The following is a 21,558-nucleotide window of genomic DNA, read 5'->3' as shown; positions in this document are numbered from 1 at the left end:
TTATTATTTCTTAATCATACCTTTTAATACGAATGCCACATTCGCTGGACGCTCTGCCAGGCGGCGCATGAAGTAGCCGTACCAATCTGTTCCGTATGGTACATAAACGCGCATTTTGTAGCCTTCTTTTACAAGCTCTAATTGTCTTTCCGGACGGATTCCATAAAGCATCTGGAATTCAAATTGATCATTTGGGATATTGTGCTTTTTCACCAATTCTTTTGTAAACTCGATCATTGCATCATCATGCGTGGCCACTGCGGTGTAGTTGCCGTTCAAAAGATGCATTTCAATGATTTTTTTGAAGTTGTCGTCTACATCCTTCTTTTCAGGAAAAGCAACATTTGGTGATTCCTTGTATGCTCCCTTTACCAGACGAAGATTTGGATTGTATTGATTCAAGTCCTCGATATCCGTAACCGTACGGAAAAGGTAAGCCTGGATAACCGTTCCTACATTATCGAATTCTTCCTTCAGCCTTTTGAAGATTTCAATTGTCTTGCCGCAACGGGAGTAGTCTTCCATATCAATGGTGACAAATACACCGTTTTCATTGGCCGCAGTCAGGATTCTGCGCATATTATTCATGACAATCTCATCGGAAATGTCCAGACCCATTGAGGTCATTTTTAATGATAGCTGAGAATCAAGCTTTTCTCTTCCGATAGCACGGATCGCTTCGATGCTGTTGTCAGCCATCTCATTAGCTTCCTGCTCCGTATCAATGAATTCACCAAGATAATCAATGGTCACACACAGATTTTTTTCGTTTAATTCCTTGATGCATTGAACTGCCTGATCAATTCTTTCCCCGGCTACAAATCGCCCTGCTCCGAATCGCAAGCCATATTTTCTCGCCATTTTTGTTAACGCTTTATTCTTTGATAAAAATAAAAACGCATTGCGCATAACTTGTTCCATGATGTTGTTCCTCCCATTGCTTCTAGATGCTCTCTCTATATCAACCTTTGCTGTTAGCCTAGTAAAATTATTCTGAAAAACTCAGGAAACGCTTTCAACTCTTGCGACAATTTAAATTACATCCTCATTTTATCACCTTTTTAAAAATTTGAATACAAAATATTTGTCGGGAAATAGTTATTTATGTCGTTTATTATTGGAGCTATTTTTCAACAAAGAAATGGTATCGTACATAGAAATGCTGAATTGGGACATTATACAAGTGATATTGAAAATCAGGAGGTCGTTGTATGCAACAACAACAGCAACAGCAGCCATCAACTGCGCAGCAGACAGGCTATTATCCACAGCCCCCAGCCGTTGTCACTATTAAAGACTCATTATATTTTGCAGATATGCTTTCTTGGAATCTGCTTGCGATGAAAAAGGCACATTTCTTTGCAAGTCAATGTCAGGACCAGGAAGTGGTGCAGGCCATTGAAAAGGCCGGGCAAATGCATCAGCGCCATTACCAGAAAGTACTATCCCATGTTCAAGGCCAAAATCAAATGCAACAACAACAATCGCCACTTCAATAAAGGAGGGGAATCCTAATGAACCAGCAGAAGATTCAAAACCCGGAGTCACAAGTAGCAAAAACGCCGCAAATGAATGACCGTGATTTCATCAATGATATGCTCGCAACGGAAAAATATATGACCGCTTCCTACAGCACAGCGCTTAATGAAGCAAGCAATCAGCAAATCTATACGGATTTACTGGCAATCTTCAATGAAACCCAGAACTGCCAGCGTGAATTGTACAACCTTATGTTCCAGAAGGGCTGGTATGCCTTGGAACAGGCCGATCAACAAAAGCTTCAGCAGCAATACCAGCAATTTCAGGGCTATACGAACCAGTTTCCTTATGGAAATAACGGCATGATGCAATAAGTGAGGAAAAGCAGCGATGGATGCTGCTTTTTTCTTTTTAGATTGAATGCTTCCGTACCTATTTTGTATTAATCTGTCCACTTTGACGTGTATTCTGTCGGGTCCATGCATTATTCTGTCGGAAACTTACTATAATCTATCCAAAAAGCGCATTAATCTGTCCAAACTATTTCATATTCCGTCCACTTTACATTTTTAACCAATTTTTCACCCGAACAATAGCTACCTCTTCGCTAACAGCACCTACTAAAAAGAACCCTCTCCCGATAAGGAAGACGGTCCTATTTTTTCGCGCTACCCGCACGATGAGCATCATTCAATTCTTTGATTTCTTTGATCAGGGTCATCATGTCCTGCTTGGCATCTGGGTATTGCTCGTTCCAGTGCTTTACCAATGGTGGCATGGACTTTGCGATGTAGGTATAGAGTACCCAGGCCTTGACGTTCTCCTTTTGTTCATCCGAGCACTCCCCTAAAAGAAGCTCCGTATATTTTTCAAGCAATCCATCAAGCTGTTGCTCCAATTTTTCATTCATCGAATTTCCTCCTCACCTTGCTCTCTAGACTTTGCATTCGAGTGGACAGGTTGAACATCGCGCTCCAGAAGTATTCGTCTGGTAATAGAAGCAGCATGTTTTTCTCACCCTTATTTTCGCTTGATGCTTCTCCACATACACTTTCTCACTATAGAAGGTTGCTCCTGGATTCCGGTTCATTCCGAATAAAGAGGCAGGTGCATCCAAGAGAGCCTGAAAATCTTCCGTTGCATGTTCAGTCACATCCAATTTCGGCAGGACCGTTTCATACAGCCAGTACACATAGACCATGACATTTTCCCATAAGGTCTGCCTTGAAATTTTCGCTTCTTTCGCAACTTGCTCGATTAACGGAACAAACAGCCCCTGGAAAAGAGAACTAAGATGCCTTGTTCTCCAATCACTACGACCTTTTGATGGAGCCTCCTCCACTTCAAGTTCAGTGAATCGAATCTTTGGTAGCCAAGTCCCTTTGTCATAGAAGGAATCCAGCCAAATATTCTCCGGGTCAATTTGCAGGGTCTTATTAAAAGCTGACATACTCATGAAGCAATTGACTGCAAGAAAACCGAGTCTTTTCATCATCAAAGATGCAGCAACGTCATTCTTATCTGTGCCAAGATTTTCCCTTATCGTATCCAGATAGAGATGAACCGCTCCCTCTTCCAATAACGAGGAAAGCTTCACCGAATTCCGGGATGAAGACTGGCCTACCACCAATCGTCCATTTTCCTCCAAAAACCTCTGTTCAGCTTGTTTGAGGCTTGTTGTTTCTATCCTCATGCCCTTAGCCCTTCCAGATTTGGTACGATGCATCGACCTCTGCCATGCGGGATGCATAGTGGTGTACCGAAAAGCGGATCAGTGGTAACCTGGCAGCTCATATCAAAGACATTTTTCACAAGATCACAGTTGATGACTTCCTCAGGTTTCCCTTGAGCATAAATTTGTTTGTCACGAATGGCAACAATATGATGAGCATAGCGGCAAGCCAGGTTCAGGTCATGCAGGACCATGATGATCGTACGATTTTCTTTTTCATTCAATTCAAACAAAAGATCCAATATTTCAATCTGATGTGTCATGTCCAAATAGGTAGTCGGTTCATCGAGCAGGATGACATCGGTTTCCTGTGCAAGTGTCATCGCGATCCACGCTCTTTGGCGCTGCCCGCCTGACAGGGAATCGACTGTACGTTCTGCCAATTCCTCCATCCCTGTTGCACGAAGGGAATCCCATACGACTTTTTCATCATGATCGGACCATTGCTTAAGCCAAGACTGGTATGGATATCTGCCTTGCTTCACGAGCTGAAGGACGGATAATCCTTCCGGTGCGACCGGCCCCTGCGGCAAGATAGCAAGCTGTTTTGCGATTTCCTTTGTCGACTGCTTGGAGATCGCTTTTCCTTCCAGGAGCACATTCCCGTCAGCAGGCTTTAACAAACGAGCTAATGAACGAAGTAGAGTGGACTTCCCGCAACCATTCCCTCCAATGAATACGGTAATTTCCCCTTTTGGGATATTCAGGTCCAATTCCTCAATAATAATGGAATCACCATAGGATAATGTCAGGGACTTAGTTTCTAATGCGTTCATATATATTCCACCTTTCGTTAAGCGTTTCTCGTTTTATAAAGCAGATAGATAAAGTATGGTGCGCCGATGGATGCTGTAAATACGCCGGCAGGGATTTCAAGTGGCGAGAACATGGTTCTTCCGATCAAGTCCGCCAGCATGACCAGGAATGCACCGATCAATGCTGAAGTTGGAATCAATACTCCAAAAGAGGAGCCAACCAGCCTGCGTGCGATATGAGGAGCCATCAGTCCGACAAATCCGATTCCCCCTGCAAATGCAACCGCTCCTCCGGTCAATGCTGTACTAAGGAATAAAAGTCCCATCCTATGTTTATGAACAGCTCCACCAACACCAGTGGCAATTTCATCCCCAAGCTCTTGAATATTCAGATGCCTTACTACCATGATGCTTACTAGTAAAAGTAATAACGTCCATGGAAGAAGGATTTTCACGTGATCCCAGTTGGAACCGTAAACAGTTCCGGTAATCCATATATTTGCCTGGCTTGCGCGGTAGATCGGGCCAAGTATCATAAATAGGGTCGTAAGTGCTTGCATCAGCGTGGAAATTCCAATTCCGATCAGCACAAGGCGAACGGGAGAAAGACCATTTTTCCACGAAAGGGTATAGACCACGATGGCAATCGCCGTTGCACCGATAAAGGCGCTTAATGGCAGCCATTGAATACTGACGGTCAATGAATTATTACCGTCACTGAATAATGCCAGAAAAAGGACAACCGCAGTGGAAGCACCACCCGTTAAGCCTATAATATCAGGAGATGCTAGCGGGTTCCGAATTATGCCTTGTAAAATGGCGCCGGCAACCGCAAGGGAAATTCCCACTAAAAGAGCAATGATGATTCTCGGTAACCGAAACGATTGTACCACAAGCGTCTCCATTTGATCTCCATATCCGAAAAACACCTTCACCACATTCCAGGGGGAGATTTTCATGTCCCCCATTCCAGTGCTGATAATAAACAGGGCAATTACCGATAAGGCTAATCCCAAAATTGCAAGCATCGCTTTTTTATCGATAAAGAATGAAACCGACCTTTGTCCAAGCCTGAATGTTTTATACTTTTTCATTTGCCATGGAACCCCCTTCTCGCGATATAGATGAAGAATGGAGTTCCAACAATGGCCGTCATGACACCAACAGGAACTTCTTGAGGCATGATGACGTAACGTGCTCCAATATCTGCCACCAACAGTAGGATCGCCCCTAAAATTGTGCAATACGGAGCAAGCCAGCGATGGTCCGTTCCAACAAAATATCTTGCAACATGCGGGATGACAATTCCAATGAACACAATCGGCCCTGCTATCGCCACGGAACCGCCGGCCAATAAAATAATAACGACAGCGGCAACAAGCTTCACCAGTCCCGTTTTGACTCCCAGACTGGTTGCCACATCATCTCCCATTGCCAACAGGTTCATTTTTTTGCCTATGAAAAAGGAGGCGATGAATGCAACGGTAATATATGGGCCTACTGCAGTGACAACATCCAGCTTGCGCCCTTGGACAGATCCGGCTAGCCAGAACAGTACCTGATCGAGTGCAGTTTCATTGACTACCAATAGTCCCTGAGTCAGGGAAGAGAACATCGCGGCAAAAGCGGCGCCAGCAAGCGTCAGCTTCATCGGGGTCAGACCCTCGCGACCGATCGAGCCGATAAAATAAACGGCAAAGGCAGCAACGGCTGCACCAAGGAATGCCAGCCATGTATACGTTTGTAATGATGTAACTGAAAAAAAGGAAACCGCCACAACAACGAAAAAACTGGCGCCTGCGTTGATTCCGAAGATCCCTGGTGATGCCAGCGGGTTTTTCGTTAAAGCCTGCATCCATAAACCGGATAAAGCCAAGCTCGCTCCAACAATAGCGGCAATGATGGCTCTTGGCAGCCTTACCGATTGAACGATGATATGTTCATTCGATCCATCGAAATTTCTGAATGCATCTATTGCCAAGCCAAGACTTGTATCTGTATATCCATAAATAATGCTTGCAACAAAACAGAGAAATAATAGGACAGAACCCACTAGTAACCCTATTATTTTTTGACTTGTTGTCCGTAATAACATAATGAGTACCTTCTATCTATATACCATTTTTATATCCACTATAAGTTTAGGAGAATACACTCATTGTGTCAATGACTTTGAAAATCATTCTCAGAAATATATTGACAACCATTCTCATTCCCAGTAATATCATATTTGTAAATGAAAATCATTATCACTATTAACGGGGGAATTACATAATGTTTAAGAACAAAAAGATTTTCACACTATTTTTATTAAGCATCGTTACTTCATTGATACTTGCTGCATGCGGCAATAATAGTGGAAACAATAATGCGGGCAAAGATAACGAAGGCAATGGAGATGCACCAAAAGAAGAAACTTCCTACACAGTGGAACATGCAATGGGAACTGCTGAAATCAAAGGCACGCCTGAAAAAGTGGTTATTTTAACAAACGAAGGAACAGAAGCTCTTCTAGCAATGGGAGTTAAACCTGTTGGAGCGGTTCAATCTTGGTTAGGCGACACTTGGTACGATCATATCAAATCTGATATGGAAGGCGTAGAAGTAGTCGGAACGGAAAGCGCAGTAAACCTGGAAGCAATCGCTGCTCTTCAACCGGACCTTATTATTGGTAACAAACTTCGTCAAGAGGACGTTTACGAGCAACTGAATGCTATTGCACCAACTGTTTTCGCGGAAACGTTAAAAGGTGACTGGAAAGAAAACTTTGCACTTTACTCAAAAGCATTGAACAAAGAAGAAGAAGGCAAGAAAGTAATGGATGACTACGATGCACGAGTTGCAAGCATCAGTGAAGAAGCGGGAGAGGGCGACAAACTGCAACAGGAAGTTTCCATCGTTCGTTTTACAGCTGGAGATGTCCGTATCTATCACAAGGATTCTTTCTCAGGTGTTATCCTGGATCAATTAGGATTTGCTAGACCGGAATCTCAAAACGTTAATGATTTTGCAGAAATGAACGCAACGAAAGAAAGAATCCCAGCAATGGACGGAGACGTTCTATTCCACTTCTCTTTTGAAACTGGCGAAGGGGACGCAACAAAACTTAAAGAAGAATGGTTGGAAGACCCTCTATTCAAAAACCTTGAAGTAGCAAAAGCCGGAAACGTACACGAAGTAAGTGACGCAGTATGGAATACAGCAGGTGGTGTAATCGCAGCTAACCTGATGCTGGATGACATCGAAAAAATCATTCTTGAAAAATAAGAATTTATTTAAAAAGGAGACAGCGATGGCTGCCTCCTTTTTTCTATTATTTACACAAACTCTTTGATATCGTACACTCTGCCATTCTCCATTGCATCAGACCGAACCAGATCCAGCATTTTTTGTGCGACAAAGCCTGGTGAACGGAGCTCCCCTTTTTCATGGTAGTTCTTGAAAACCTCTACATTGGTGAAGTCTTCCTTATCCGCTTGTCGAATGGTCCCCTGCATATCCGTATCCATGATTCCCGGTGAGAAAGAAATGATGGTTGCAGGATTGGCAGCCGTCTCCTGCTCATGTCCGACAGATTTTGTGAACATATCAAGCCCCGCTTTGGTCGTTCCATATGTATTCCAGCCGTAAATAGGACGATTGGCAGCTCCTGAGCTGATGTTGACTATGACTTTTTTACAATCCCAGTCTTCCGTCAGCTTTAAAAATTCATTTGTAATGAGCATTGGTGTCAGAAGGTTTAAATGGACACTTTTCGTCATAAGTTCCGGAACTGATTTTCCCGCCGGTTTGATGGGATCTACCATTCCGGCATTGTTGATGAAGTATATCCCTCCCACCTTTTCTTTAATGATGGAAGCTATGATTTCCTTGACCATGCCAGGAATTTTTCCATGATTGCTAAGATCTTCATTCAAAAAACGTAACGCTACTCCTGCTTCAAGAGCATGTCGAGCCAATTCTTCATTATCGTTTCTTGCAATGCAGATCAACTCGTTGTTTTCCTTTAATAGAAGCTTTGCAGTTGCTTCACCCAGGCCTTTGGAGGCACCTGTTACAATAAAAAAGTTCATCGATCATTCCTCCTTATTTTTACCAGTCTATATAATGAAGTCGCAATTTGCCAGCCATCCGACTTGCGATTGCCCATTTTAAAAGGAATCAGATTAACCAAGCCAACCCAGGAACTAAATAGGATAAATAAATGTAAAAGAAGAAGGTCATACTCTCTTAAGAGTGGAAGAACCAAAAAAATGGATGCAATATTGAACATAGGACCACCAAGCGAGATGAAAGCGACTTTTTCAGGAGACAATACTCCTTCTCTGCTATTGGTGGAGTATCCTCCTAAAAACACAAGGTAATGAACTCGGTACCGAATCGAGGCATGGGAAAAATGGAACCATTCAGGTCCTATTCCTAAAACGATTTCAGTTTCCTTGATACCGAAAAGCTTGGCAAAAAGAACATGACCCATCTCATGAATCAGATGGACAGCTGGAACAATGAATAAGAAAAACAGCAGAATTTCCCACATCAAATTGATAACCCTCTTTAGTAAATGCCTTTAGATACTCTAATTATACATGACTTGGTGGGGGAGTTTGTGCGAAAACAACCTGGGGATGTGAAAGAAATATGAAAAAACCTGACCAGTCAACTGCCGGTCAGGCATTTTGTCTTAGTATTGCTTGTGTTCGCTAGCTGTTGATTGGAGCAATAGGCGAAGACTCCTGCTGGAGGTGACTTTCAGTGGAGACCCCACAGGCGAAGAGGAGGCTCCACTAACGCCCCTTAGGTCGCTGCGCCTAGTGTGGAAATCAACAGCGGCTTTTATCAGAGTCCCTTGTTTAAAGCAATATCTTATAGTATATCCAACCAGATCTTCACGGTTGTCGCTAGTATTAGAAGTGCCAATGTCCACTGCAGCACTTTTGTGTTCATCTTTTGTCCAAGCTTTGCTCCGATCGGGGCAGCAATGATACTTGCCACTACCATCACGATAGCCGGAATCAACAAAACCTGACCCGTTGTTATTTTCCCCACCGTACTACCTATGGAGGAAATAAACGTAATGGCAAGAGAAGTGGCAATGGTCATTCTCGTAGGGATTTTCAGCACCACAAGCATGATCGGAACAAGCAGGAACGCACCTGCTGCTCCAACAATTCCTGAACCGATACCGACAATAAATGCCAGGATTGCTGCAACGGCCTTGTTGAATGTCACCTGATCGAATGGAATATCATCTATACCTTTTTTAGGGATAAACATCATAATAACAGCAATCAAAGCTAATATTCCATACACCACGTTAATAGAATCCTCATTCATAAAGCCTGAGCCATAACCACCGATAAAACTTCCCAGCAGGATACTGACACCCATATAGATAATCAATTCCTTATTCAGGAAGCCACCTTTTCGGTATGCCCATACACCGGAAATTGTTGCGAAGAACACTTGAACCGCACTCACACCGGATACCTCATGGGCAGTCAGAGCAGTCAATCCAAGTAACGGTGGAATATAAAGCAGCATCGGATATTTAATAATCGAACCGCCAATCCCGACCATACCGGAAACAAACGACCCTACAAACCCAATCGCAAACAACGTCACAATCCACATTAAATCAAACTCCATCATTCATTCCCCTCCTGCAGTACGACATGATGGATGAAATTCCTGCTGGGGTCTGGCCCCTTTCAGGAATTTCATCATCTGCCATATTTTCAAATTACATCGCAATTATGGTTATTATCCGTGAACTGCACAGCGGTTTGGACCGATTTCCATGTCGCGCTGCTCGTCGTCTGATGGGTTGATTTTACCCATGTTCATTTCACGGATTTGCTGGTATGCATTCGGTTGTGGAGGAAGGTTTTCGGAAACCAGCTTGCGGAATTCCTCTTCGTCCTCAATGTTCAGTCCAGCGTTGTTTTGAAACAGGTCGCCTAAGCGTGCTGCCACAAGACCGCCTTCGCCAACTTCAGACATGTTCCCGAAGTGTGCAGGTAGAACAACCAATTCTTCTGAAAGCTCTTTATAGCGTTCGTATAAAGTTTCACGAAGATCTGACACCCAGTCCTCCGCTTTACCAGCTAAATCAGGTCGGCCGATAGATTCTACGAACAGGATGTCTCCACTCAAGAGGAAGCGGTTATCCACTACAAAAGATGTACTCCCGATAGTATGTCCTGGAGAATAGATAGCTTGAACCGCCACTTTTGTAGAACCAACAGTAATTTCTACACCGTCTTCCAGCTTTTCATATGCAAATGTCACTTCTTCCGCATCTTTCGGAGGCAACCAGTATGTTGCATTTGTTGCTTCACGAAGCAAACGTCCACCAGAGATGTGATCCGCATGTAAATGAGTATCCGCAACATGAACAAGCTGTAATCCCTTTTCTTTGATGAAGGATACATATTGATCAACCATGCGGGTGGAATCGATGATCATCGCTTCTCCATCAGATTCTACAAGATAGGATAAGCAGCCTTTTCCGATACGTACGAATTGATATAATGTTCCACCGTCAGCAAGGTCAGCAACTTTCACAGGCTCCAAGTACTCACTCCAAGCCTTCATTCCGCCTTTTAGGTAGGATACATTCTTCACTCCAGCTTCCACGAGCATTTCACCTACGAACACAGAAGAGCCTTCTTTTGCACAGACTACAAGAACATTCTCAGACGGAATATCTTCTAAAATCTCTTCCACGCCTTCCATAAGATCGAAATAAGGAATATTCTTATGCTTTACAGAAGCGCCTTCAATTTTCCAATCAGCAAATGCATCTTCATTACGTACATCCAAAATAAATAATGGCTCATTGTTTAAAATTTTCTTCGTTACTTCTTTAGCAGTCATTGCGTTTAACACGAGTAAATACCCCCTATGGTATAATTTTAGTTAAAAAAATTTAGGCAGTAGGACCTTCCCACTTGGACATTCCAGGAATAACGTTGATAACATTAGTAAAGCCTTTTTCAGTCAACTTTTGAGCAGCTAGATCACTGCGGCTACCTGTACGGCAAATAATATACGTTTCTTTTGTTTTATCTAAGCTTTCCGCTAGTGCTTCCAAATCACCAAGAGGCATGGAAACAGCGCCAGGAATATGGCCAAAAGCATATTCTGCAGGCTCACGAACATCAATAACTGTTACATCATCGTTTAATTTTGCTTGTAGCTCATCATTGCTTGCAGTATGCGGGTGCTTCTGTACCTCTTTTTCTTCTTCAGAACGAGCCTTACGGATGTAATGCTTCAGCACATCGCCTTCTTCCATCGTACCTAAATACTGATGGCCTACTTTTTCTGCCCAAGCAGCGATATCCGCTTTAGAGCCTTTATCTGTTGCCAATACTTCTAGGACTTCCCCAGCTTCGATCTGGTCGATTGATTTTTTTGTACGTACGATTGGCATTGGACATGCCAACCCCTTTGCATCAAGCGTTAAATTTACTTTCATTTATAAACAGCTCCCTTGCCAAAATTATTTTACTTCGCCTTCCCAATCGAGCATTCCGCCAACCATATTCGTTACATCAAAGCCTTGTGCTTCCAAAAACATCGTAGCTTGAGCGCTTCTTGCTCCTGAACGACAAACGATGATATGCGCTTTCGTTTTATCAATATCCTGTGTACGGAACTCCAATAAGCTTAAAGGAATGTTGGTTGCTACAGGGATCTTGCCTACAGCTACCTCTTCCGCTTCTCTTACATCAATAATCGAAACTTCCTCACCGACAGTCAGCTTTTTTTCTAATTCTTTTGTAGAAATTTGCTTCATTAGAGCTTCCCCCTTCTTTTCTTTTTACCAGGCGTTCATGCCGCCCTTTACATTTGCAACCTTTGTAAAACCAAGCTTTTTCAGCTTTTTAACCGCTGCATTGCTACGCATGCCGCTTTGACAGATGACCACGATCTCTTTTTCTTTCGATAGCTTACCTGTCTCTGCGTGCAAAGTAGCCAGCGGCAGATTCTTGAATTGCTTAATATGATTTCCCTTATACTCCATTGGTGTGCGGACATCAATGAATTGCTTGTTCTTATCGTTCAGTTCCTTTTTCAGCTCAGCTGTTGTAAGCTGTCTTACTCCGGAAGCTGGTTTCATTTTCAATAAAAGAAATACAATGATTGCCCCAATTAGAACGTATTGAATGATTTCCATCGATCGTTTCACATCCTATATGAATAGATTGACATTACCTTCGGATGCATCCGCTAAATATGCTCCTACTCCTGCATACTCAATTCCATCGATCATCTCTTCATGCTTCAAGCCTAATAAGTCCACTGTCATCTGGCATCCAACCAATTTCACGTCCAGGTCTTTTGCCAATTCAATCAAATTTGGAAGTGACTCTACATTATGCTTTTTCATGATTCCCTTAATCATTTTCGGTCCCATTCCTGCCATGTGCATGTTGGACAAACCTAATCTGTTTGCTCCACGCGGCATCATTTTGCCGAACATTTTTTCGATGAAATTCTTTTTCACAGGCACAAGCTCATCCTTACGTAAGGCATTCAATCCCCAGAATGTATGGAAAATCGTCACCTCATGATCGTATGCTGCTGCACCAGTTGCAATAATATAAGCGGCCATTGCCTTATCATAATCTCCACTGAATAATACGATGGTTGTTCTCTTTTTTTCGATTGTCATAGGTTAAGTTCCTCCTTAGGCTTTCTTAATATAGAATGTAAATACGTCTTGCTCTTCTTTCATTTCCACTAATTCGTTACCTGTAGATTTGGACCATGCAGCCAGGTCTGTTTTAGCACCCTTATCTGTTGCGATTACTTCCAGGATCTCACCAGAGTTCAATTCGTTTAAAGCTTTCTTTGTTTTTACTAATGGCATTGGGCAAGCTAATCCTTTAACATCTAATACTTTGTTTGCATTCATTTTTAATTTCCTCCTTGAGTGTTGGTTTATCATTATATACCTACTTGGGTATGTTTTTAGTTAAAAATATATACCACCAGGGGTATTAAAGTTTGTAAAAAAAATATTCTGTGTTCATTGTATACCCTATTGGGTATTTTGTAAAGCGATTTTTCATACCCTGCACGGTATTTTTCGGGATAATAATATACCCATGAAGGTATACTATCGATTCAATCTTTGGCTTGCAATTTATCTGCTTTTGATTAATAAATCAATAGCTTGTTTAACTACTTCACTTGTGTCTTCACCATTCAGTACATTTTGGCGGACACATTCCTCCAGGTTGGTACTGACAATTACGCCAATGGCTCGATCAATCGCCGTTTTGGCTGCATTCAATTGCATTACAACATCGCGGCAATCCTCGCCCTGCTCCATCATATGAAGCACTCCGCGAATCTGGCCCTCAGCCCGTTTCAAACGATTCTTCACTTGAGAGTTATACTCCATAATCCTTACACCTCCATTATAATCTTTGAATGAGGTCTGCCCTCACTCACAACTTCCATGCTCTTATAATATACCCCTGTAGGTATTTTGTCAACACCTGAGATTCGAATAAAAATAAGGGGCTAAAAATAAGGGGCCAGACCCCGGCAGGAATTTTGATTTACACGTCGAAGGCTTTTTGTTATTTTGGTTGTATGCTCGATGTTTTATGTAGGCTGTTTTCGTAAGTGATTTGCTTGTTTTTTGCTGGGAATCCTTATTTTATGGGTATTGAGCACGATGTCTAGTTGTGAAGGTAGATGCGATAATAGTCAAAAATCAACAACCATCTATTTGAAACAGCTTTAAGTGTGGAGGCGTATGTATGAAGTATAAACGGAATGAGCCGTTTCGATATGAATTTGGAATGCCGGTTAGGGTAAATTTTTATATCAGCAGGATCAATGGAAAGACCACTGCATCCTCAGAAGGCGAGGGCGTGGTGCTGGACATCAGTCCAAGCGGATTAAGAATGCAATCCTCCCTGAACATCCCATCCAATCAGGAAGTCGAGCTGACGATGCATATGACCATCGGCAGTCGGGAAATCGCCCTTATCGGGAACATCGTTTGGCAGAAGAAAGTGTATCCAACATATCAGTATGGGGTTGAAATGATTTCAGATGCTTTTGAGGAACAGATCATTTTTGCATTAAAGGAGTTCCAGAAATCGCATCGATCTAATAGTAGTGATAAATAAAAATGAGCGCTTCCTCCACTTCACATTGGAGAAAGACGCTCTTTTTTATCTTGCGCTAACGAGACCGGGTACCTGTTCCAAAAAGCGTTTCGCAATCAAAATACCCTCTTTGGTTTTTTCCAAGTCTCCGACCCAGACCGGATCTTCGTGCTCAATACTGATTACCCCGTCATATCCCGCTTCCTGGAGCTCTGAAATAAATCTGGTCCAATCTAGAGCCCCAAGACCAGGCAGACGATAACGCCACCAGCTGAAGTCTGTCAGGAAGCCTACTCTCTTCAAGCGGTCCGTATTTATTTCCGTATCCTTTGCATGCACATGAAAGATTTTTCTGCCGAACTCTTTAATAGGAAGATAAGGATCAATGAACTGCCAAATCAGATGTGACGGATCATACGCCAGTCCGACATTTGGTGAATCCAGGCGTTCAAACAGGAGGCTCCACACTTCAGGTGAAATCGCAATATTCCCCATCAAAGGACAGTTCTCAAACGCGATTTTTACATTTTCCCTCTCCGCCAGGGCAACAACCTCTTCGAAAAAGGCTTCCACCTGATCTAAACTATTCTCGGGTTTGGAACGGATGGCGTCGTAGCTGTCATAGCGATCACCCTTAGCACTGTTCGAGATCCCGGTTGAAGTGACAACGGTCGGAATACCGAGTTCCCCCGCTTTTCTTATTCTTGTCATCAGTTCCTCTCGATGACCGGCTGCTATTTCCGCATCCTCACTTAGAAAGTTCCGGCAGTATGTCAGTGCAGCTATATTGATTTTCCCTTCTGAAACCACTCTCTCCAAGTGGTCAAAAGGGATGTTAGGTCCTATTTCCAAATGTCCAAAGCCTTGCTGCAGTGACCATTCTACTATTTTGTTTATATCTGTTATTCCATGATGCACAATCGAATTCGTCAAATAACCGAGTTTCATCTGATCATCACTCTTTTTCATTTTTTGACTTTGTAAACACCGCTGTTGATTTCCGCACTAGGCTTCGCTTTCCGCGGGGCTTGCGAGAGCCTCCTCGGCTGCGCCTGCGGGGTCTCCACTAAACGCCGCTTCCCGCAGGACAAGGAAGGCTGCGGCAGCGATACATCGCACGAAGAAAATGCTCGCATTTTCGAGGAGTCTTCGCCTATTGCTCCAATCAACAGCTAAGCGTCGTTTTACTAGAGCACTTATTATTTATTTTTTAACTTATTTATTTATCGAAGCTGTAAAAATGCTCTCCAATAAGGCGATACTCGCAGCCCCAATTATACCTTGCTGGTCGCCTAATCCTGTTGTGATGATTTCTACCTTCCTCTTTTTTGCTAAGAAGGAATTTGCGTTCGCCTTTTCCCTGATTTCCCGAAGCAGTGGCAATTCTTCCTTTGCCAGGTCGCCACCAATGACGATCTTCTGGACGTGGAACATATTAATGAAGGAAGAAAGTACTACAGCAATTTTGTTACCGGCGGAACGAAGGGATTCCAATGCGTCGGCTTCCCCATTGCGGCATGCTTCCATTACACTTCTTATGGAATCCATTTTAAGCTCATGTAGGACAGCTTCCTCTGAGGCATAACGCTCCAAGCAGCCCTTGTTACCACACCAGCAGCCTCTTCCCTCCGGCTGATAGGTCATGTGGCCAAATTCACCTGCACCGGTAGTTTCACTGCGATAGAGCTGATCTCTTAGAAAAAGTCCCGATCCTATCCCTTGTCCAATATAGACACATAAAAAGTCCGATTGGTTTTTACATGCACCGAACATCTTCTCGGCTAAGGTCATGGCGCGAACATGGTGATCCACATGGACAGGAAGTTTCAGCGATCTGGATAGCTCTGCCGCAATCTCAACATTCTCCCAGCCAAGGTGCTCCGCCTCCAGTATCGTCCCATTTTCATAATTCACCAGGCCGACAGACCCCACACCGATGCAGGAAACAGGGATTGCTTTGTTTTTTTGCAAAAAGCTCTCTAATTTTGTCGTCAAAAGGCTTAAAAAATCGTCCTGCTTAATTTTTTCAGGCAGATTGAAGCTTGTCGACTTCAGGACTTTTCCTCTTAGTGTCACGATGCCCAATTCTACACGGTCACTTCTGATATGTACGCCGGCGACCCTTTTTTTCTCTTCATTTAATCCAAGGACCACCGTTTTGCGTCCTGCCCTTTTCAGTTCACTGACACCGTTCCCAAGCTCCACCACATAACCGTACTCCATCAGTTCATTGACAATATTGGTGATGGTTGCAGGGGTAAGCTTGGTGAAGGCTGCAATTTCTTGCCTGGTCGGCGACTCAAGCCTCAGTAAGGTTTGAAACACAAGCGTTCTATTTAATTGTTTCGTTCTTAATGTATTCTGACCTATAAATGACATTTCCAAAATCCCCTTTTCCTCGGTGGCTCAAGGTTGTGATCGGATTTATACGGCAAGGAGGGCCTGCTCCTGCACTCCTACTACTCAGGGGTTTGAAAAGTTAACCTGCCAAGTATGATGCCTTTTATAATCCTACCTTACATAATCGAAGTTCATGTGCCCCGTCTGCTCTTGTATATTCATAATAATACCATATTTGTCCGTCATGAATAATGGCATCCACATAGCGGACAGCCTTCTTCAAGCTGGTTTCAAGAACCGGGCCATCCACATTTATTTTTGCAAAAGTTTTCAGGTCAGCTGTTACCGCCAATGCAACCTTCTCCTCGTAATTCTGCTCCACCCCAACGCTTCCATCCCATAGGACTGTGTAGGTACCTTCAAAAGGAATGATAGTCGTCACTCGGGATTGGTATTGGTCCCATCCTGCTTCACTTACAGGCAGCACGGTATGGTTCCATTCAAAATCCACACCATCGCTACTTACCGCAAGACCTGTCGGCGCAACGGCAAGTCCGGTATTATGGACGTCTCCAGTTCCATGCATCCCTTTATCCTCCGCTCCCTTCAATCCTTGAGCGTAAACGAAATACATGTAATACATATCATCATGCTTCACGATGTAAGGATCCTTGACACCCTCCACTCCCTCTTGGTCGGAAGCAGTCAGCACTTTTTGGCGTTTATCCACATCGAATGTTGCAGGCGTCTCCGCCTCCACCACGTCGATTCTCCAGCGGTTGTCAGCAGGATCGACATAACTGATATACAATCTGTAAAGATCATCATTCACTTTTAAAAGAGATGAACGCTCGATCGAACTGGAATTCAATTGCTTTTTGTGCAAACTCCACACATCCGTGAAGTTTTCGCCGTCCTTGCTGCTTGCTATCCTCACTTCAAAGCCACGCTCGTTTTCCCCATGGCCACGTGGGTTTCGTAAGCGATAGTATAAATAGAAGGTTTCATCCTTTTCATCAAAAAGAATGGTTGGAGCACCTGCCCAATAGCCTGTTTCATTTCCTAGAGGTGACACCACTGCCTTTCCATCCTCCGGATTAAATAATGGTGCCAGTTTAATTTGATTTGCCATTACTTCTGTTTTCCCCATTTTTCATTCTCCTCACTGTCATCAATTTATATTTCTGATATCTTCACTTTTCTGCCTTGTTCACTGGAAAGGACTGCCGCATCAATTACCCTTGCCATTGCTGCTCCATAGGCGAAGGAAAGCTCGTGTTCCTTGCCATTTGCAATTGCTTCATAAAACTCCTGGTACTGTTTCCCTCGGGCCAAACCAGGAAATTTGTGCTTTTCCTGAAATTCCATTAGGATTGCTTCTGCAGCCCACGACCCGTCTTCTGTCCTATTTCGGAAAAAGACCTCCCCCTGCTGATTAATCGAAACCGCTCCCTTTGTCCCAACGATTTCAATACCATCCCCTTCAGGCGGCAATAGACGGGAATTATTCAATGTACAAATTGCGCCATTTTGCAGTTTTAAAATAACAGCAGCGAGGTCGTCATTGGTGACCTCTCCTTTTCCTTCATCACCCTTGCGATATGGGATGAATGTCGCAAGCTCCGCCTGCACTTCCTGTACTGCTCCACAAACTTCATGAAGGAAAAAATGGATCAGATCGACTTGGTGGATGCCAAAATCAGCGACTGCACCAGGTCCCGAAGTCTCCTTGTTCATCCGCCATTCCAATCCAACATTGGGGTTCCCGATTCTCCAGCCTCCCAGCTTATGCCGGTAGGAAAAGACTTCTCCCAGTTTTCCCTCCTGGATGATTTCCTTGATAAGCTGGGCATAGGGATGATAGCGGTACTGCATGCCCATATAATTCACTATCCCAGCCTTTTCCGCTTCCTCTGCCAGAATCTTGGACTCGTAGTAATCAATCGAAAGAGGCTTTTCGCATAACACGGGCACCTTTCGTTTCATTGCTTCCCTTGCAATGATTCCATGCGATAAATTATCGGTACAGATGGTGATGGCATCCACCTTTTTAAAGACTTCCTCCAAGCTCGAACAGATGATGCTCTCTGAAAGATTGTTCCTTTCCGTCCACCGCCTGGCATTCTCATACTTAATATCATAGATTGCCGTCAGTTCCCACTCGGCAACTGCCTGGATCCCTTTAAGATGGTCCGTCGCCACACCTATTGTTTGGCCTGTTCCAATAATTCCAATCCTTAAACCCATGACTGTACACCTCAATCCGCATGATTTAGAAAAACATTTAATTGATTAATTCATTAAATTTATTTATAATTCAAGCATATCATTTCCCTATAAAATCCTCAATAACAATTTTATCTTAATAAAGCTTCCACCACTTAGCAATAGGTTGTAGATGAGGAAGACTTCTTTCAATAAAAACGTTTCAACAATAAATGAAATGTGATACTATTACTTTGTAAATACTCATTCAAATACTTTGTAATAAAAGGAATTATTTTTCTATTCTATAATATTTAAAAAGCGAAACGTTTCAACATTCTTTTTTGTAAGCGCTGTTATAGCGGTCTAACACTCAGGGTCAGAGTGTAATACAGAAATGCATTAAATCTATTTTTGAGGGGATGGAGAAAAATGATTGAAATTAAAAATAAGCAGATTATCATCGATGGAAAACCTGTATTGATCATGTGCGGGGAGATTCACTATTACCGTTTGGAACGCAAAGATTGGCAGGACCGAATCGATAAATTGAAGGAAGCAGGCTGTAACGCAGTTGCAACCTATGTTCCTTGGCTTTGCCATGAGCCGGTTGAAGGCCAGATCGATCTTGATGGCCATACACGACCAGAACTTGATTTGGGGGCATTCATCGATCTTTGTGAAGAGAATGACCTATACTTCTTTGTTCGTCCGGGTCCATTCATCATGGCTGAGATGAAAAACGAAGGAATCCCTTATTGGGTATACGAAAAGCATCCGGAAATCATTCCTGTAGGCTGGGACGGCAATGACGCTACAACACCTACAATCGACTATCTTGCTCCAGGATTTTTAGCAGAAACTAAGAAATGGTACAAGGCTATAATGGGTGTCATCGCTCCCCGCCTTTACACCAATAATGGGAAAATCATAGGAGTGCAACTGGATAACGAGATCGGGATGCTTTCCTGGGTAAGCAACTGCCCGGACTTGACGGAGCATGTGATCGAAGACTTTTCCGGATGGCTTACGGAGAGATATGATGCCGCGACATTGGATTCCCGCTATCCATTTGATTTATCTAATCCTGAGGTCCGCGTCTCCGGCTTCCGTTCTCCATCGGAAGAATATGCAGCCGAGCTTTTGCGTGATCTAGGTCACTATATGAGAAACCGCTTTGCACGCTATGTAGCTGTCTTGCGCGACTATGCAGAGGAATTTGGCGTGAAGGACGTACCGTTTATCGTCAATATCCATGGAACAGGTGGAGGGCGCGGCTTGACCTACCCGATCGGGATCAGCCAGCTTTATGAATCCTATACACAGGATGAGGGCTATATGTCCGGGTCAGACATCTATTTTGGCGACTTGGATGTGTCCACCTTCCAGGACCTATATTTGATTAACGGCTTCATGGATGCGGTTCACAATCCAGATCAGCCACTAACATCCGTTGAGTTCAACTGTGGAGACGGAAACTTCGGGGAAACCTATGGCGCTCGCTATGATGTTTCCGCTGCGGATTTCAAAACGCGGATGTGTGTCGCTCAAGGTAACCGTCTGATCAACTATTATCTATTTACAGGCGGCTACAACTATCAGATTGATGAAGCTACAGGAGATGGAAATGGGCGTATCGCTTCCACTGGAGAACGCCACGGCTTTGCTGCACCGGTCAATCCGGAAGGTAAGCTGAACTATACATTCCCTAGAATGGCGAGATCCATCAAGACGATGATGGCCGTTTCAGATAAATTGGCAGCAATGGATGAAGATCGCGATGCAGTATCCTTCGCCTTCATTCCTGATTACTACATGACCGAATACCGCTATCCTTCCAGCACGAAAATGAAGGATATCATCGATAATATCACGATGCATCGTGGTGCAGGAGCGTGGGAAATCATGGCGCGGGCAATCCTTCTTGCGAGCTATCGATTCGGATCTGTCGATATTCAAAATAAAGAGTTGAACCCTGAATTGACACCTTCCATCATCGTCCCTTCTGCCAGATACATGGATAGAGATGTGCAGGAAAAGCTTGTGAAGTATTTGCAAGCGGGTGGTGGTGTACTTCTGTACGGCGAGGTACCTACTTTTGATATGGAAGGTAAGCCTTTCCAAGCACTTTCCGATGCACTTGGCGTGGAGCCTGTTGAAGTAAAATTCAACAAGCACGGCCATAACATGTCCCTGACGGCAGACGGCTGGGCAGCACCACGTCCGGAAATTCGCACCTATTTTACACAGACATTCAAAGTTGGCGAAAAAGTCCAGCCGATCATGCGTGTAACCGAAACAGACGAGATCTGCGGATTCGATGTGCAGGTCGGCAAAGGTAGAGCAATTGTACTTTCAACGGCTTATCGCTGTGACCTGGATCTGTTCAAGAAAGCATTAGAACATCTGGGTGCAACAGCTGGTTTGACGCATGACTGCGAGTATCATGGTATTTTCTCAACATCAGTTTCCAATGGGGACGAACGCTTTATCCACCTGTTGAACCTGGATGGATTTGATAAGGACATCCATTTGACTCATGATGGAGTAAAGCTCTTGGATGGCAAAAAGCTTACATTGCAAAGCAAGGATGGCGTCATGCTTCCGGTCAATGTGACTTATCATGATGTGACGATTGCCTATTCCACTGCTGAGATTATCGATGTGGATGCTGATGCGATTGAGTTCAGATTGACCCAAAGTTCGGATACGATTTGTCTTGTTACGGAGCGTACCGTTTCTGAGAGCGATGATTATACGGTGGAGCAGCATGGAGATCGTACGATTGTAACGTCGAAGAAGCATGCGAAAGTAGATGATAAGTTGGTTGTGAGATTCGGATAATAGGTATTTAGATAAAACCAGGTCGTGGCTGCTGATGCTGCGGCCTGGTTTTTTGGTTTTGATCATTATT

Annotated in this window: 25 protein-coding genes; 5 read left to right on the top strand and 20 right to left on the bottom strand. The window is 43.6% G+C overall.

What is annotated here, in order from left to right:
- Window positions 1-3: 3 nt before the first annotated feature.
- Window positions 4-921: a proline dehydrogenase family protein gene (locus ACQCT5_RS09940; RefSeq protein ID WP_499641419.1), complete on the bottom strand. Its 918-nt coding sequence runs from the start codon at window positions 919-921 to the stop codon at window positions 4-6.
- A gap of 290 nt (window positions 922-1,211) precedes the next feature.
- Here ACQCT5_RS09940 and ACQCT5_RS09935 point away from each other — a divergent pair, with 290 nt between their 5' ends.
- On the top strand, window positions 1,212-1,499 hold the full coding sequence (locus ACQCT5_RS09935) for a hypothetical protein (protein WP_499641417.1): 288 nt from the start codon (window positions 1,212-1,214) through the stop codon (window positions 1,497-1,499).
- 15 nt (window positions 1,500-1,514) lie between these two features.
- Window positions 1,515-1,853, top strand: coding sequence for a spore coat protein (locus tag ACQCT5_RS09930; protein ID WP_499641415.1), 339 nt, complete (start codon window positions 1,515-1,517; stop codon window positions 1,851-1,853).
- A 281-nt stretch (window positions 1,854-2,134) separates the two neighbouring features.
- Here the strand turns inward: ACQCT5_RS09930 and ACQCT5_RS09925 are convergent, their stop codons facing one another.
- The 5 genes from ACQCT5_RS09925 to ACQCT5_RS09905 are packed head-to-tail and all read right to left on the bottom strand — an operon-like array spanning window position 2,135 to window position 6,061.
- A complete protein-coding gene (locus ACQCT5_RS09925) occupies window positions 2,135-2,389 on the bottom strand; it encodes a YusU family protein (protein ID WP_386641020.1) in 255 nt (84 codons plus the stop codon).
- Window positions 2,390-2,413: 24 nt separating this feature from the next.
- The gene (locus ACQCT5_RS09920; RefSeq protein WP_499641413.1) at window positions 2,414-3,172 is read right to left on the bottom strand and encodes an IucA/IucC family C-terminal-domain containing protein; all 759 of its coding nucleotides are present in this window, start codon (window positions 3,170-3,172) and stop codon (window positions 2,414-2,416) included.
- Window positions 3,169-3,987, bottom strand: coding sequence for an ABC transporter ATP-binding protein (locus ACQCT5_RS09915; protein WP_499641411.1), 819 nt, complete (start codon window positions 3,985-3,987; stop codon window positions 3,169-3,171). Before ACQCT5_RS09915 ends, ACQCT5_RS09920 begins: the two co-directional genes overlap by 4 nt.
- A gap of 17 nt (window positions 3,988-4,004) precedes the next feature.
- Window positions 4,005-5,060 (bottom strand): FecCD family ABC transporter permease, encoded by a 1,056-nt coding sequence (locus ACQCT5_RS09910; protein ID WP_499641409.1) that lies wholly within the window; start codon window positions 5,058-5,060, stop codon window positions 4,005-4,007.
- Window positions 5,057-6,061, bottom strand: coding sequence for a FecCD family ABC transporter permease (locus ACQCT5_RS09905; RefSeq protein WP_499641407.1), 1,005 nt, complete (start codon window positions 6,059-6,061; stop codon window positions 5,057-5,059). The genes ACQCT5_RS09910 and ACQCT5_RS09905 overlap by 4 nt, the downstream gene beginning before the upstream one ends.
- A gap of 179 nt (window positions 6,062-6,240) precedes the next feature.
- Here ACQCT5_RS09905 and ACQCT5_RS09900 point away from each other — a divergent pair, with 179 nt between their 5' ends.
- Window positions 6,241-7,233, top strand: coding sequence for an ABC transporter substrate-binding protein (locus ACQCT5_RS09900; protein WP_499641405.1), 993 nt, complete (start codon window positions 6,241-6,243; stop codon window positions 7,231-7,233).
- 50 nt (window positions 7,234-7,283) lie between these two features.
- Here the strand turns inward: ACQCT5_RS09900 and ACQCT5_RS09895 are convergent, their stop codons facing one another.
- From ACQCT5_RS09895 to ACQCT5_RS09850, 10 genes are all read right to left on the bottom strand, one after another.
- Complete coding sequence (locus tag ACQCT5_RS09895) at window positions 7,284-8,039, bottom strand: (S)-benzoin forming benzil reductase (RefSeq protein WP_499641403.1); 756 nt, start codon at window positions 8,037-8,039, stop codon at window positions 7,284-7,286.
- A complete protein-coding gene (locus ACQCT5_RS09890; protein WP_499641815.1) occupies window positions 8,036-8,503 on the bottom strand; it encodes a site-2 protease family protein in 468 nt (155 codons plus the stop codon). The genes ACQCT5_RS09895 and ACQCT5_RS09890 overlap by 4 nt, the downstream gene beginning before the upstream one ends.
- 326 nt (window positions 8,504-8,829) lie before the next feature.
- Window positions 8,830-9,612, bottom strand: coding sequence for a sulfite exporter TauE/SafE family protein (locus ACQCT5_RS09885; RefSeq protein ID WP_417900783.1), 783 nt, complete (start codon window positions 9,610-9,612; stop codon window positions 8,830-8,832).
- A gap of 114 nt (window positions 9,613-9,726) precedes the next feature.
- On the bottom strand, window positions 9,727-10,842 hold the full coding sequence (locus tag ACQCT5_RS09880) for an MBL fold metallo-hydrolase (RefSeq protein WP_499641813.1): 1,116 nt from the start codon (window positions 10,840-10,842) through the stop codon (window positions 9,727-9,729).
- Between the two features lie 52 nt (window positions 10,843-10,894).
- Window positions 10,895-11,446 (bottom strand): sulfurtransferase TusA family protein, encoded by a 552-nt coding sequence (locus ACQCT5_RS09875; protein WP_499641401.1) that lies wholly within the window; start codon window positions 11,444-11,446, stop codon window positions 10,895-10,897.
- Between the two features lie 24 nt (window positions 11,447-11,470).
- Window positions 11,471-11,767 carry a rhodanese-like domain-containing protein gene (locus tag ACQCT5_RS09870; RefSeq protein WP_499641399.1) on the bottom strand — a complete coding sequence of 99 codons (297 nt, stop codon included), beginning with the start codon at window positions 11,765-11,767 and terminating at the stop codon, window positions 11,471-11,473.
- A gap of 24 nt (window positions 11,768-11,791) precedes the next feature.
- On the bottom strand, window positions 11,792-12,148 hold the full coding sequence (locus ACQCT5_RS09865; RefSeq protein WP_499641396.1) for a rhodanese-like domain-containing protein: 357 nt from the start codon (window positions 12,146-12,148) through the stop codon (window positions 11,792-11,794).
- A 15-nt stretch (window positions 12,149-12,163) separates the two neighbouring features.
- Window positions 12,164-12,646 (bottom strand): DsrE/DsrF/DrsH-like family protein, encoded by a 483-nt coding sequence (locus ACQCT5_RS09860; protein WP_499641394.1) that lies wholly within the window; start codon window positions 12,644-12,646, stop codon window positions 12,164-12,166.
- Between the two features lie 15 nt (window positions 12,647-12,661).
- Window positions 12,662-12,889 (bottom strand): sulfurtransferase TusA family protein, encoded by a 228-nt coding sequence (locus tag ACQCT5_RS09855; RefSeq protein WP_499641392.1) that lies wholly within the window; start codon window positions 12,887-12,889, stop codon window positions 12,662-12,664.
- A 231-nt stretch (window positions 12,890-13,120) separates the two neighbouring features.
- Window positions 13,121-13,381, bottom strand: a complete 261-nt coding sequence (locus ACQCT5_RS09850; RefSeq protein ID WP_417899038.1) for a metal-sensitive transcriptional regulator — start codon at window positions 13,379-13,381, stop codon at window positions 13,121-13,123.
- 364 nt (window positions 13,382-13,745) lie between these two features.
- Here ACQCT5_RS09850 and ACQCT5_RS09845 point away from each other — a divergent pair, with 364 nt between their 5' ends.
- The gene (locus ACQCT5_RS09845; RefSeq protein WP_499641390.1) at window positions 13,746-14,120 is read left to right on the top strand and encodes a PilZ domain-containing protein; all 375 of its coding nucleotides are present in this window, start codon (window positions 13,746-13,748) and stop codon (window positions 14,118-14,120) included.
- A gap of 45 nt (window positions 14,121-14,165) precedes the next feature.
- On the opposite strand, the gene ACQCT5_RS09840 is transcribed toward ACQCT5_RS09845, so the two are convergent.
- From ACQCT5_RS09840 to ACQCT5_RS09825, 4 genes are all read right to left on the bottom strand, one after another.
- Window positions 14,166-15,047 carry a sugar phosphate isomerase/epimerase family protein gene (locus ACQCT5_RS09840; RefSeq protein WP_499641388.1) on the bottom strand — a complete coding sequence of 294 codons (882 nt, stop codon included), beginning with the start codon at window positions 15,045-15,047 and terminating at the stop codon, window positions 14,166-14,168.
- Between the two features lie 267 nt (window positions 15,048-15,314).
- Entirely contained in the window at window positions 15,315-16,478 is a 1,164-nt protein-coding gene (locus ACQCT5_RS09835) for an ROK family transcriptional regulator (protein WP_499641386.1), read from the bottom strand.
- 124 nt (window positions 16,479-16,602) lie between these two features.
- Complete coding sequence (locus ACQCT5_RS09830; protein ID WP_499641384.1) at window positions 16,603-17,589, bottom strand: glycoside hydrolase family protein; 987 nt, start codon at window positions 17,587-17,589, stop codon at window positions 16,603-16,605.
- A 26-nt stretch (window positions 17,590-17,615) separates the two neighbouring features.
- Complete coding sequence (locus ACQCT5_RS09825) at window positions 17,616-18,686, bottom strand: Gfo/Idh/MocA family protein (protein WP_499641382.1); 1,071 nt, start codon at window positions 18,684-18,686, stop codon at window positions 17,616-17,618.
- A 390-nt stretch (window positions 18,687-19,076) separates the two neighbouring features.
- Between ACQCT5_RS09825 and ACQCT5_RS09820 the strand changes: the two genes are divergently transcribed.
- Window positions 19,077-21,488 (top strand): beta-galactosidase, encoded by a 2,412-nt coding sequence (locus tag ACQCT5_RS09820; RefSeq protein ID WP_499641380.1) that lies wholly within the window; start codon window positions 19,077-19,079, stop codon window positions 21,486-21,488.
- Window positions 21,489-21,558 lie beyond the last annotated feature (70 nt).

This window comes from Sutcliffiella halmapala, assembly GCF_050107295.1.
Classification (GTDB): domain Bacteria; phylum Bacillota; class Bacilli; order Bacillales; family Bacillaceae_I; genus Sutcliffiella_A; species Sutcliffiella_A halmapala_A.
Note: the sequence above shows the minus strand (reverse complement) of the source record. Positions and strands in the feature narration are given on the sequence as shown.

Bases quoted from the DNA above. Each gene is read 5' to 3' on its own strand.
- ACQCT5_RS09940 (WP_499641419.1), bottom strand. From the start codon at position 921: ATGGAACAAGTTATGCGCAATGCGTTTTTATTTTTATCAAAGAATAAA.
- ACQCT5_RS09935 (WP_499641417.1), top strand. From the start codon at position 1,212: ATGCAACAACAACAGCAACAGCAGCCATCAACTGCGCAGCAGACAGGC.
- ACQCT5_RS09930 (WP_499641415.1), top strand. From the start codon at position 1,515: ATGAACCAGCAGAAGATTCAAAACCCGGAGTCACAAGTAGCAAAAACG.
- ACQCT5_RS09925 (WP_386641020.1), bottom strand. From the start codon at position 2,389: ATGAATGAAAAATTGGAGCAACAGCTTGATGGATTGCTTGAAAAATAT.
- ACQCT5_RS09920 (WP_499641413.1), bottom strand. From the start codon at position 3,172: ATGAGGATAGAAACAACAAGCCTCAAACAAGCTGAACAGAGGTTTTTG.
- ACQCT5_RS09915 (WP_499641411.1), bottom strand. From the start codon at position 3,987: ATGAACGCATTAGAAACTAAGTCCCTGACATTATCCTATGGTGATTCC.
- ACQCT5_RS09910 (WP_499641409.1), bottom strand. From the start codon at position 5,060: ATGAAAAAGTATAAAACATTCAGGCTTGGACAAAGGTCGGTTTCATTC.
- ACQCT5_RS09905 (WP_499641407.1), bottom strand. From the start codon at position 6,061: ATGTTATTACGGACAACAAGTCAAAAAATAATAGGGTTACTAGTGGGT.
- ACQCT5_RS09900 (WP_499641405.1), top strand. From the start codon at position 6,241: ATGTTTAAGAACAAAAAGATTTTCACACTATTTTTATTAAGCATCGTT.
- ACQCT5_RS09895 (WP_499641403.1), bottom strand. From the start codon at position 8,039: ATGAACTTTTTTATTGTAACAGGTGCCTCCAAAGGCCTGGGTGAAGCA.
- ACQCT5_RS09890 (WP_499641815.1), bottom strand. From the start codon at position 8,503: ATGTGGGAAATTCTGCTGTTTTTCTTATTCATTGTTCCAGCTGTCCAT.
- ACQCT5_RS09885 (WP_417900783.1), bottom strand. From the start codon at position 9,612: ATGGAGTTTGATTTAATGTGGATTGTGACGTTGTTTGCGATTGGGTTT.
- ACQCT5_RS09880 (WP_499641813.1), bottom strand. From the start codon at position 10,842: ATGACTGCTAAAGAAGTAACGAAGAAAATTTTAAACAATGAGCCATTA.
- ACQCT5_RS09875 (WP_499641401.1), bottom strand. From the start codon at position 11,446: ATGAAAGTAAATTTAACGCTTGATGCAAAGGGGTTGGCATGTCCAATG.
- ACQCT5_RS09870 (WP_499641399.1), bottom strand. From the start codon at position 11,767: ATGAAGCAAATTTCTACAAAAGAATTAGAAAAAAAGCTGACTGTCGGT.
- ACQCT5_RS09865 (WP_499641396.1), bottom strand. From the start codon at position 12,148: ATGGAAATCATTCAATACGTTCTAATTGGGGCAATCATTGTATTTCTT.
- ACQCT5_RS09860 (WP_499641394.1), bottom strand. From the start codon at position 12,646: ATGACAATCGAAAAAAAGAGAACAACCATCGTATTATTCAGTGGAGAT.
- ACQCT5_RS09855 (WP_499641392.1), bottom strand. From the start codon at position 12,889: ATGAATGCAAACAAAGTATTAGATGTTAAAGGATTAGCTTGCCCAATG.
- ACQCT5_RS09850 (WP_417899038.1), bottom strand. From the start codon at position 13,381: ATGGAGTATAACTCTCAAGTGAAGAATCGTTTGAAACGGGCTGAGGGC.
- ACQCT5_RS09845 (WP_499641390.1), top strand. From the start codon at position 13,746: ATGAAGTATAAACGGAATGAGCCGTTTCGATATGAATTTGGAATGCCG.
- ACQCT5_RS09840 (WP_499641388.1), bottom strand. From the start codon at position 15,047: ATGAAACTCGGTTATTTGACGAATTCGATTGTGCATCATGGAATAACA.
- ACQCT5_RS09835 (WP_499641386.1), bottom strand. From the start codon at position 16,478: ATGTCATTTATAGGTCAGAATACATTAAGAACGAAACAATTAAATAGA.
- ACQCT5_RS09830 (WP_499641384.1), bottom strand. From the start codon at position 17,589: ATGGGGAAAACAGAAGTAATGGCAAATCAAATTAAACTGGCACCATTA.
- ACQCT5_RS09825 (WP_499641382.1), bottom strand. From the start codon at position 18,686: ATGGGTTTAAGGATTGGAATTATTGGAACAGGCCAAACAATAGGTGTG.
- ACQCT5_RS09820 (WP_499641380.1), top strand. From the start codon at position 19,077: ATGATTGAAATTAAAAATAAGCAGATTATCATCGATGGAAAACCTGTA.